The organism is Clostridium sp. LY3-2 (assembly GCF_024705715.1).
Lineage (GTDB): Bacteria > Bacillota > Clostridia > Clostridiales > Clostridiaceae > Clostridium.
Genome location: NZ_JAMDLQ010000023.1, coordinates 38,458 through 49,974 on the forward strand (window position 1 = coordinate 38,458; position 11,517 = coordinate 49,974).

An 11,517-nucleotide genomic window follows, 5' to 3' on the forward strand; every position below is an offset into this window, starting at 1 on the left:
CATAAGACTTTATTATTTAATTAATATGTATGATATAATATTTTAATAATCAAGAAAGGAGGAAATGGTTTGGATTTAAAATCATTATTAAATAAAGAACAATATGAGGGTGCAACAACTGTTGATGGGCAAGTACTGATTCTTGCAGGGGCAGGTTCAGGAAAGACAAGAGTTTTAACATATAGAATGGCTCATATGATAGAAGACCTTGGGATTTTCCCGTGGAAAATATTAGCCATAACATTTACAAATAAAGCAGCAAAAGAGATGAGGGATAGGGTTAGGTCTATAGTCGGTGAAAAAGCTGATGATATGTGGATTTCAACTTTCCACTCAACTTGTGTAAGAATACTTAGAAGAGATATTGATAAATTAGGATATAAAACTAGCTTTACAATATACGATACATCAGACCAAAAGGTTTTATATAAAGAATGCATGAAAGCTCTTCAAATAAACGATAAAGATATAACTCTTCAAGAGATTATGGGTAAGGTTGGAAGAGCTAAAGATAGCATGATTTCACCAGCTGCATTTAAAAGAGAACACGAGTCTAATTTTAGAGAAAATAAAATTGCAGATGTATACGAAATGTATCAAAAGAGGCTTAAAGAAAATAATGCTTTAGATTTTGATGACCTTATAGGAAAAACAGTAGAGTTATTTAAAAAGAACCCTGATGTTTTAGAATTTTATCAAAATAAATTCAAATATATTATGGTTGATGAGTATCAAGATACAAACGGTGCTCAATACGAATTAGTAAGACTTTTAGCAGAAAGAAATAAAAACATTTGCGTTGTAGGAGATGATGACCAATGTTTAAAAGAAGGTAGTTTTATAAACACTTTAGATGGACTTAAAAAAGTAGAAGATTTAAAAACTACAGATAAAATACTTTCAGCTATAGGAAATGGAAAAGTAAGTTCAAAAGAAATCTCAGAAATTAAAAGTAGAGAATATGATGGAGACTTAATTAAAATTACTACTGATAGTGGAAACATTATAGAAGGTACTCCAAATCACATTACTTTTTCTAAAATAAATTTAGAAGAAAATAAATACTATGTTTATTTAATGTATAAAAAAGGCTTTGGATATAGAATAGGAAGAACTTCTTCAATAATAAGTAGAAGAGAAAACAGAAAAGCTAGCGGATTAGCTGTAAGACTAAATGGTGAAAAAGCTGATAAGATGTGGGTAATTAAGGTTTGTGATAGCGTAGGTGAAGCTAGTTATTACGAAGAATTTTTTGCGGCAAAATATGGGCTTCCAACTTTAGTGTTTGAAGCTAAGGGCAAAAGACTTCAAATACCAGAAGAAAAGATAAAAGAGTTATTTGAAGATATAGATACTATATCTAGAGCTGAAAAGCTTATGGATGAAAACTATCTATACAAAGAATACCCTCACCATTTAAACGGTGCAGTTATAAGAGGGCAATCTGTTAGAAAGAGAATAAACTTAACATTCTTTGGAGGAAAAACTAATAGTGAAGGTATCTTTAGTCATAGAATCGGACTTAATACATCAGACGATGAAAGTAAAGAAAGATTTATAAAGGCTGGTTTTAAAGTAAGAGATGGTAAAGCAAAAACTTTCAGAATTGAAACTGAAAGAGCGGTTTATGATGAAGCTGAAGTATTTACAAGAAGACTTTTAGAAACAGATGATACTTTTGAAATTCATAAGAGAGCAAAAATTACAGAAGATAGCAGTTTTGCTTTTATGCCTTTAGGTAGTATAAAAGAAGGAATGTTTGTAGCAAGGTTTGACGGAGAAAAAATAGTTAGTGAAAAAGTTAAAAGCGTAGAATTAGTTCCATACAAAGGTAAAGTATATGACTTAAATATAGAGGGAACTAGAAACTATATCTCAAATGGGATAGTAGTTCATAACTGCATCTATCAATGGAGAGGCGCTGATATAACTAATATATTAGAGTTTGAAAAAGACTATCCAAACTGTAAAGTTATAAAGCTTGAGCAAAACTATAGATCAAAGGGAAATATATTAGATGCAGCAAATGTTGTTATAGTTAATAACTCAAGAAGAAAATCAAAAGCTCTTAGAACAGTTCAAGAACCAGGAAGCAAAGTTAAGATTTATAGAGCTTATTCAGATAGAGAAGAAGGAGACTTTGCAGGTAGAGAGATTCAAAACATAAGAGCTAGAGAAAGTGATAAAAACTACAACGATTTTGCAGTTCTTTACAGAACTAATGCTCAGTCACGTATATTTGAGGAAGGGTTTAGAAGAAGAGGTATACCTTATAAGATAATCGGAGGAACTAAGTTCTATGATAGAAAAGAAATTAAGGATATCTTAGCTTACCTTAAAATATTAGTTAACCCTCAAGATGATATAAGTATAAAAAGAGTTATAAACGTACCAAAGAGAAGTATAGGTGATGCAACTGTTAATAAGGTTTCAGAATTTGCAGAGATGTACGAATTAAACCTTTGGGATGCACTTACAGAAGCTAGAACTATTCCAACTCTTACTCCTAGAAACTGCGGTTCTATTGAAAAGTTCACAAGTGTTATGGAAAACTTAATGATAATGGCAGAAACTATGACGCCATCTATGATTATAGAAACTATTTTAAAAGATACTGGATATTTAGAAGAGCTTAAAAAATCTCAAGAGATAGAAGATAAAGCTAGAATAGAAAACTTAGAAGAACTAGTTTCAGATGCTGTTGATTTTGAAAAAGGAAATGACGAAGATAAATCATTAGCTGCGTATTTAGAAAAAGTATCGTTAGTTCAAGACACAGATAAAATCGAAGAGGAAGAAGATGCTGTAGTTATGATGACTATCCATAGTGCTAAAGGATTAGAGTTCCCGTATGTATTTATGGTAGGAATGGAAAATGGCTTATTCCCAAGTAAAGGTGATATCGAAAGGGAAGAGCAGATGGAAGAGTCTAGAAGACTTTGTTATGTTGGAATTACAAGGGCAAAAGAAGTTCTTTATATGACATCAGCAGAAGTTAGAAGGGTGTTTGGTAGAACAGTTTCATACAGCCAATCAGATTTTATAAATGAGATTAGAACTGACTTAAAAGAATATATAAACGAAAGAAGCACAAACGGAGCTTCAAGAGAAGGGTTCTTTGGATCACCAGAAAAACCTATGCATGGAAACCCTCACGGATTAAGAAGTGGCTTTAAGAAGAATACTTCAAGTCTTTATGGAAATACTTCTAATAGTGCACCTTCAAATGGTGGAGATTTAGATAGTAGTAATTTAAGCCTTGGAAAAAAAGTTAAGCACGAAAAATTCGGTGTTGGAACTATAGTTTCAATAACTCCTTCAGGAGATGATAAAAAGCTTACTATAGCCTTCGATAAACAAGGTGTTAAGATGCTTATGTTATCAATGGCAAAACTTGAATTAATTTAATATAAGGGGAATCGAAAATGGATAATATGGATAAACAAAAAAGAATGGAAGCTCTTATAGAAGAGTTAAATAGATATTCATATGAGTACTATACATTAGATAATCCAACAGTTACAGATAAAGAATACGACGTAAAATACGATGAATTAAAATTATTAGAAAAAGAATTAGGTTTAGTTTTACCTTATTCACCAACAGTTAGAGTTGGAGATACTGTTTTGGAGGGGTTTGTAAAATACACTCACAAAGGAAGACTTTGGAGCTTAGATAAGGCTCAATCTATAGAAGAGATTAAAGAGTGGCATAACAGAAACCTTAAATTCCTTAAGGAAATGAGAGAAAGAGGGCATAACCTTCCAGACCTTAAATATATAGCTACTAAAAAGTTTGATGGACTTACAATCAACTTAACTTATAACGAAGAGGGGATTTTAGAAACTGGTGCTACTCGTGGAACTGGAGAAATCGGTGAAAATGTTACGGCGCAAGTTAAAACTATAAAATCTATCCCGCTTAGAGTAGATTACGACCACGTATTTGAAGTTCACGGCGAAGCTATTATGACAACAGAAGCTTTAAAAAAGTATAACGAAGAATCAGAAACTCCTCTTAAAAACTTAAGAAACGGAGCAGCTGGTGCTTTAAGAAACTTAAATGTTAAAGAAACAGCTAAAAGAAACCTTTCTGCATTTTTCTATGATGTAGGATATGATGAAGGAAACGGATTTAAAACTTACACAGAAATGCTTGAGTTTATAAAAGAAAAAGGTTTCCCTGTAGATAGTTATATAAAAGAATGCAAAACTATAGAAGATATAGAAAAAGAAATATCTTATATAGAAAATATAAGATTTGATTTAAATTACGATATAGACGGATTAGTTTTAGCTATAGATGATATGGAAACACGTGAACTTTTAGGGTACACAGTTAAGTTCCCTAAATGGGCTATAGCTTACAAATTCGAAGCACAAGAAGCTACAACAACTCTTTTAGATGTAGAATGGAACGTTGGAAGAAGCGGAAGAGTAGCACCAACAGCTCTTTTAGACCCAGTTGAATTAGCTGGAGTTACTGTAAAGAGAGCAACTTTAAATAATATGGACGATATTAAAAGAAAAGGCGTTAAAATCGGTGGAGAAGTATTTGTTAGACGTTCAAATGACGTTATTCCTGAAATAATGGGAATGGTTAATAAAGATCAAGAAAACACTACAGAAATAACACCGCCAGAAAACTGCCCAGCTTGTGGAAGTCACTTAATAGAAGAGGGAGCGCATATCTTCTGCGAAAACACTTTATCTTGTAAGCCACAGCTAGTAAAAACTATAGTTCATTACGCTTCTAGAGAAGCTATGAATATAGCAGGGTTTTCAGAAAGAACAGCAGAGCAGCTTTTTGAAAAGTTAAATATAAAATCAATCTGTGATTTATATAAATTAAACAAAGAAGATCTAATAGGACTTGAAAAGTTTGGTCCTAAAAAGGCTCAAAACCTTTTAGATTCTATAGAAAATAGCAAAGACTGCACTTTAGAAGCATTTGTTTATGCTTTAGGAATAAAAAATGTAGGATATAAAACGGCTAAAGACTTAGTTAAAACTTTCAAAAGCTTAGAAGGTTTAAAAGAAGCAAAATTCGAAGAGTTAGTTGCAATTTCTGATGTTGGAGATATAGTAGCTAACTGTATAGTAGAATTTTTTAATACTGAAGAAGTATTAAAAACTATAGATGAACTTTTAGAACTTGGAGTTAAACCTAAGTACACAGAAAAAGAGATTATAGAAAGTGTATTTGCTTCAAAAACTTGCGTTGTAACTGGTACTATGGAGAAATACTCAAGAAAAGAAATAAAAGAAAAACTTGAGAGTTTAGGTGCTAAAGTTTCAGGAAGTGTAAGTAAGAAGACAGATTACGTTATAGCAGGAAAAGAAGCAGGTTCAAAGCTTACTAAGGCAGAAGAACTTGGAGTAACTGTACTTAGTGAAGATGATTTTGAAAAGATGATAGGTGAGTAATAATGAATAAAAAAGTTATTAATACACTTACTATAATATCAAGTATAATAGCTTGCATAACTATAATCTGTACATTTTTAACATCATACAAGTTCATATATATAGGAGATATATTTAATTCATACTTAGGAGTTCAAATAGTTTTAGCTATAACTATGATAATTTGGGCTATAAGATTTTGGTATGAAGAACACGGTAATAAAAGATATATTTACACTGGATTTTGTTTAATAATTTCAGTTGCTTCTATGTTTTTTATTGCAAGTTTTATAAGATAAAAAAAAGCGGGTAGATTAATTTCTACTCGCTTTCTTTATCTAAATGTTTATTATCTTTTTCTGCATTATAAGAATCTTCGAATTTTGTGCTGTTATTAAGATGAAAATCACCTGTTAAGATGTTTTGAATATAATCTTCTTCATCTTCTTCACTTTTAAACTTTAAGTCTGTGATTTTACTTCTTTTTGCGATAATACTAAGGTTTTGGTTTATCTTCTCTAAAATATAGTTTTTATATCTTATTTGGCTAAAAGTTTTTAAAGCTATTATAAATAACCATATTCCGATAAACATAAAAGTTAGCATAAAAATTATTCCGATGATTGAAGTTGCACCTATTATAAAACTCATTAGTAATACCTCCTAAAATATATCATTATTATATCACACCTACTTATTAATTTTAACTAAGGCATAGAAAAATATTCAGCTTATGATTAAGCTTATAAAATTTGGTTAATAATTAAATATAAGAAAAAGGAGGCGTTTTATGAAGAGGATAATTTTATCTGCAGTTATAACTTTAATTATTTTAATTACCGGTTTAAGTTTTATAGATATAGAAAAAAATACTGTAGTAAAAGAAGAAAATTCAATAATATATGCTTTAGATAAGATTCCAACTACTATAAAAAATGTCAGCGCCTTGACTGTACGAGAAAAGGATATAATCTGTGCAACTAGTAAGGGGCTAGTTCAAAAGACAGAAGAAGGTAAGATAGAACCGTCTTTATCTAGTGAGATTAATATTCGAGATAATGGAATCGAATACGAGTTTAAAATCAGAGATGACGTTTATTGGAATGATGGAAGAAAGATTACTCCAAGCGAAGTTGTAGACTTTTTTAGAGAACTTTTAAAAGAGGAAAGTGATTCGAATATAGAAGCTTTACTTAACGTTTATGGAGCTAAAGAATATAGAAAAGGTACTGTTGATTTTGAAAATGGTGTTGCTATTAATAGCACTGAAAACAGTGTAATTATAAGGCTTAATAAAAAAGATGATAAATTCCTAGAAGAACTTACAAAACCTGAATACAGGGTTAGAAAGTTTTTAGTTATGTGGGAAGATTTAAATAACAACTACTCTAACATACCTTATACTGGAGACTTTTATATCTCTAATATAAGAGACGGAAATATGGAACTTAAGTCAAACGAGCACAACTTTAAAAACAGCAGCATCTCTAAAATAGAGTTAGTTGAAGACAAGAACGTAGAACTTGCTATGGCTGCGTATGAAGTAGGGGAGAGGGATATAGTAGTAGATCCTCCAAAGAGTCAGTTAAACAGACTGGCTAGCGAAAATAAGCTTATAACATCACCTTCAAACAAAGGTAAGTATCTTTGGATAAATAACGAAAGTGAAGAATTACCTTTAAGTTCTAGAAGAACTTTATATAGCAATATCTACGAAGCGCTATCAGAGTACAGTACTTCTAACTCTCACTTTGCAGAAGCTTCAGAGGGGAGTTACTTTAGAGAAGATAAGGGTGATTTAACTAAGCTTCAAGCAAGAAAGGTTATGAGTAACAAAGATAAGGGAAGTTTACCTGACGTAGTTACAATGCTTGCAGAAGACACTATAGAAAATAGAGTTATATTAAAAAGTATTCAAGATTGGTATAAAGTGAATTCTAGTATAAGTTTTAGATACTCTCTAGTCTCTAAGGAAGAGTTTAAGAGCAAGGAATTAAGAAAGAGGTATGATATGGCTATAGTGGATGCTGAAGCCGGTTCTAAGGACAGAGAGGCCTATTATACTTCAATAAAAGAATGGTTTACTAAAGATCAATTAAAATTATCAGAAAAAGAGAAGTTTAATGAACTTGAAGAAAGCCTTTTTTCAAATTATACTTTGCTGCCTCTTATTTTTGAAAATAGAAACATAGCAATCTCAGGAGATATAAAGAATCTTAAATTCGATTTTTATGGAAACTTAGATTTTTCAAAACTTAAAAATAAAGAATAAAAACAAGCCTTATTAGCGGACTTTAATCCACTAATAAGGCAAAATTTTTAAAAATTATCTTATTTATTTTTATCATTAACTTTATCTTCTTCATTTTGATTACCGCTAAGTTCTATTTCTAAAGGAGTATAAGATTTTTTATTAATCTTATCTTTTATATCCAATTCATCATAATATCCATCTTTTAAAGTATGAATCATCAAAAAGAAAATAAGCATATTTCTTCCACTATCAAAGGTTCTTCTTGAAGAAGAAAATTCATCTTTCTTTATAGAATAAGATATTTCTTTCAAAAATGAAGGTGAAACTCCTGAAGATTCAGGTGAAGGAAGGTTTGGCATCCTAAAGAAAGTCTCATCTATCATATCTTTTGAAAGAAGTGAGAAATTCCTGTATCTTTCACTGCTATCTAAGTTTGGAGCTTCAGGCCAGCTTGTAATTATATTAGAATTTAATATAAATTTTTTATAAATACTAGATATCATAGGCTTAAATTCAGATTCACTATTAGTCTTTTTTGAGTAAAGAAGTATTGATAAAAAGTAAAAGCAAATATCAAAAGAAGAATATTTAAGTTCTTTTTTTGTATTTAATTTTTCTATTAGACCATTATCTTCATCATAAAGAGATATTAGCTTATCAGATATCTCAGTATATTTTTCTTTAAACATCAAAATATTAGTGTGTTCGAAGGAGTACATTAGATTTATTGAAAGCAAGGCACAACAATCTAAAGACTCTTCAAAATAATCTTTTTCACTAAACTTATCGCACAAGAATTCGCTTAAGTCTGTAATTAAAGGAAGCACGTCCTCACGGTTTGAATAATCATAAAAAACATTAAAAGCAAGTAATGTTTTTAACCCTTCTTCAAAAGATAAATTATATAAAGCATCCTTATAATCTAAAAACATTTGTAAAATTTGAAGGGAAAAGCTTTTAAATTCAGATTCCAATTCAGGGTCGTCAGCATATGTTGAATACAGATAATAAGCATTCATCATAAAAGCTTGGTCGCTAAAGATAAATTTCCTATTTTTATCTACAAGACTCATAACTTTTGATGAATTATTTATATTATTTTTTTTAGTAACAAAGATACCTTCAGAGTTTCTTAGATTTTCGTAGTAGAAATCTAATTGCTCTTTGCAAAGCTCTCTATAGCCTAAACAGTATTCATTTTCTAAAGAATTATCATTAAAGGCAGAGTAGAAATCACTAAGTTCTAATAATGATAATGTCATTAGTGCATTTGTATATGGAATTAATTCACGTTTAAAAGAAGATGAATCAAAACCATTAGAAATTTTACCATGCACAAATTCAGGAGTAGCTTTTTTGTATAGGCATAATAGTGGTGAAAATTTACTTAATATGCTAATATCTTTGTTAGATGAAGTTTTTTTCGTATTTCTTGAAGAGTAGATAAAACCGCATTTTGAATTCAAAACTAAAGTTTTAACTGCTTCTTTAGAGAAATAAAAAAGCTGACCGCAGATTTCCTTTTGTGAAAGGCTATTCATACGGAAAAAAGGACCTATATATCTCAAAAAATATCACCTCAATATAATTTCTCATATTAATTAATATGAGTCGGTTTTAAAAAAAGTGCATAAAACTTAAATTTTGTGTGAAGGTAATATAAGAGAGAGTAGAAATTAAATTAGGATGGTGAAATTTGTGCGAATAGATGGCAGAAAAAATGATCAATTAAGAAATATAAAGGTTACAAGAAATTATACTAAATATGCTGAAGGTTCAGTATTTATAGAAGTTGGAGATACTAAAGTCTTATGTAACGTTTCAGTTGAAGATAGGGTACCCCCATTTTTAAAAGGAACAGGAGAAGGTTGGATAACTGCTGAATACAACATGCTTCCTAGAGCTACAGGAAACAGAAAAATAAGAGATATAGCTAGATTAAAAGTTGATGGTAGAACTATGGAAATCCAAAGACTTATAGGAAGAGCTTTAAGATCTGTTGTTGATTTAAAAGCACTAGGAGAGAGAACTCTTTGGGTTGACTGTGATGTTATACAAGCTGATGGAGGAACTAGAACAACTTCAATTAGCGGAGCTTTTATAGCTTTAGTTGATGCTATAAATAAACTTCACAAAGAAAGACCTTTTAAAATTTATCCTATAAGAAGTTTTGTTGCAGCTACAAGCGTTGGAGTTTTAGGAGAAGAAAAAATATTAGACCTTTGCTACGAAGAAGATTCAAATGCTAAGGTAGATATGAATATAATAGGTACAGATTCAGGAGAGTTTGTAGAAGTGCAAGGAACTGGTGAAGAAAGTCCTATGACTAGAACTGAACTTAACGACCTTTTAGATTTAGGTGAAAAAGGCTTAAAGCAAATGATTCAAATCCAAAAAAACGCATTAAAGATGGATGCGTTATGGATAGGTACAGGTGGTAATTAATTATGAAAAAGTTAATACTAGCTAGTAATAATTCTAAAAAAATAAAAGAAATAAAAGAAATTTTAAAAGATATCCCTCTTTCTATAAAGTCTTTAAAAGAAGAGGGTATAGATATAGACGTAGTAGAAGACGGAAAAACTTTTGAAGAAAATTCAATGAAAAAAGCAAAAGAAATAAAAGAATATCTTTTAAGTAAAGGGCAAAAAGATTTTATAGTTATGGCTGATGACTCAGGTCTTTCTGTTGACTCTTTAAACGGAGCGCCAGGAATCTATTCAGCTAGATACTCTGGAGAACACGGAAATGATTTAGAAAATAACAAAAAACTATTAAGAGAACTTAAAGACTCTAAAAATAGAGATGCTAAATTCGTTTGTGTAATATCTCTTATAAACGATAAGGATAAAGAAATCGTAGTTAGAGGTGAAGTTGAAGGTAAAATTACTGAAAAGCTTAGCGTAGAAGGCGGATTTGGATACGACCCTCTATTTTTCTACGAAGGATTTAATAAAACATTTGGAGAAGCTACAAGTGAAGAAAAAAACAGTGTTAGCCATAGAGGAGTAGCTTTAAAAAAATTAAGAGATAAAATAAACGAAGTTTTATAATAACACTATAGAAATTTAATGATAAAAGGAGAGGTCTATATGTTAGTTGCAGTAGTAAGTGATACACATAGGGTAGATTCATACATAAATTTAGCACTACAAAAGATAAAGGATGCAGACATACTTATACACTTAGGTGATAACGTAGAAGACGTTAGAAGGTTTGAGGAAGGTTTTAAAGGAGAAGTGTTTGCTGTTTCAGGAAACTGTGATTACAGCGACTTATACCCTGAGGAGAGAATAGTTAAAATAGGGGACAAAAGATTATTTTTAACTCATGGTCATAGATATGGAGTTAAGAGTGGATTAAATTCATTATTTTATAAAGCTAAAGAACTAGAAGTAGATGCAGCTTTATATGGACACACTCATCAAGAAATAATTTTAAAAGAAGATGGAATACTTATTATGAATCCAGGAAGTGTTTCTTTACCTAGAGGTGAGGGGAGATTTGTAGGATTTTTAGAGATTGAAGAGGGAAAAGAAATAAAAGCGTACTTAAAAGAGCTTTAAATTCACCTTTTAAAATCGTTAACAATAATATTAATCTATAATTATTCAAATATGGTAAATGGCTCAAATAAAGGCTTGTACGAATTTGTAGTCTCAATTGATATAAGAAATTAAATTTAATTATAAAAAAGTGTTGACGAATATAAAAATATGATGTAGAATAATTTTTGTCGTCACGGGGCAAACAAAACAAAGCACCGAAGCGGCAAAGATTATCGGGGTGTGGCGCAGATGGTAGCGCGCATGGTTTGGGACCATGAGGTCGCAGGTTCGAGACCTGTCACCCCGACCA

9 protein-coding genes and 1 tRNA gene are annotated in these 11,517 nt (G+C 30.6%); 8 read left to right on the plus strand and 2 right to left on the minus strand.

What is annotated here, in order from left to right:
- Positions 1 to 69: 69 nt before the first annotated feature.
- The 3 genes from M4I33_RS08240 to M4I33_RS08250 are packed head-to-tail and all read left to right on the plus strand — an operon-like array spanning position 70 to position 5,704.
- On the plus strand, positions 70 to 3,408 hold the full coding sequence (locus M4I33_RS08240) for a UvrD-helicase domain-containing protein (RefSeq protein ID WP_257916341.1): 3,339 nt from the start codon (positions 70 to 72) through the stop codon (positions 3,406 to 3,408).
- A gap of 26 nt (positions 3,409 to 3,434) precedes the next feature.
- A complete protein-coding gene (ligA, locus tag M4I33_RS08245) occupies positions 3,435 to 5,426 on the plus strand; it encodes an NAD-dependent DNA ligase LigA (protein ID WP_257916348.1) in 1,992 nt (663 codons plus the stop codon).
- A gap of 2 nt (positions 5,427 to 5,428) precedes the next feature.
- Entirely contained in the window at positions 5,429 to 5,704 is a 276-nt protein-coding gene (locus M4I33_RS08250; protein ID WP_194191861.1) for a hypothetical protein, read from the plus strand.
- A gap of 22 nt (positions 5,705 to 5,726) precedes the next feature.
- Here the strand turns inward: M4I33_RS08250 and M4I33_RS08255 are convergent, their stop codons facing one another.
- Positions 5,727 to 6,056, minus strand: coding sequence for a hypothetical protein (locus tag M4I33_RS08255; RefSeq protein ID WP_194191862.1), 330 nt, complete (start codon positions 6,054 to 6,056; stop codon positions 5,727 to 5,729).
- 139 nt (positions 6,057 to 6,195) lie between these two features.
- Here M4I33_RS08255 and M4I33_RS08260 point away from each other — a divergent pair, with 139 nt between their 5' ends.
- A complete protein-coding gene (locus M4I33_RS08260; RefSeq protein ID WP_257916342.1) occupies positions 6,196 to 7,677 on the plus strand; it encodes an ABC transporter substrate-binding protein in 1,482 nt (493 codons plus the stop codon).
- Positions 7,678 to 7,736: 59 nt separating this feature from the next.
- On the opposite strand, the gene M4I33_RS08265 is transcribed toward M4I33_RS08260, so the two are convergent.
- Complete coding sequence (locus M4I33_RS08265) at positions 7,737 to 9,227, minus strand: hypothetical protein (RefSeq protein ID WP_257916343.1); 1,491 nt, start codon at positions 9,225 to 9,227, stop codon at positions 7,737 to 7,739.
- Between the two features lie 130 nt (positions 9,228 to 9,357).
- On the opposite strand from M4I33_RS08265, the gene rph reads away from it, so the two are divergent.
- The 4 genes from rph (at position 9,358) to M4I33_RS08285 (ending at position 11,517) form a co-directional block, all read left to right on the plus strand.
- Complete coding sequence (rph, locus tag M4I33_RS08270) at positions 9,358 to 10,104, plus strand: ribonuclease PH (protein WP_257916344.1); 747 nt, start codon at positions 9,358 to 9,360, stop codon at positions 10,102 to 10,104.
- A gap of 2 nt (positions 10,105 to 10,106) precedes the next feature.
- A complete protein-coding gene (locus M4I33_RS08275) occupies positions 10,107 to 10,712 on the plus strand; it encodes an XTP/dITP diphosphatase (RefSeq protein WP_257916345.1) in 606 nt (201 codons plus the stop codon).
- A 39-nt stretch (positions 10,713 to 10,751) separates the two neighbouring features.
- A complete protein-coding gene (locus M4I33_RS08280; RefSeq protein ID WP_194191867.1) occupies positions 10,752 to 11,225 on the plus strand; it encodes a metallophosphoesterase in 474 nt (157 codons plus the stop codon).
- Positions 11,226 to 11,441: 216 nt separating this feature from the next.
- A tRNA-Pro gene (locus M4I33_RS08285) sits at positions 11,442 to 11,517 on the plus strand.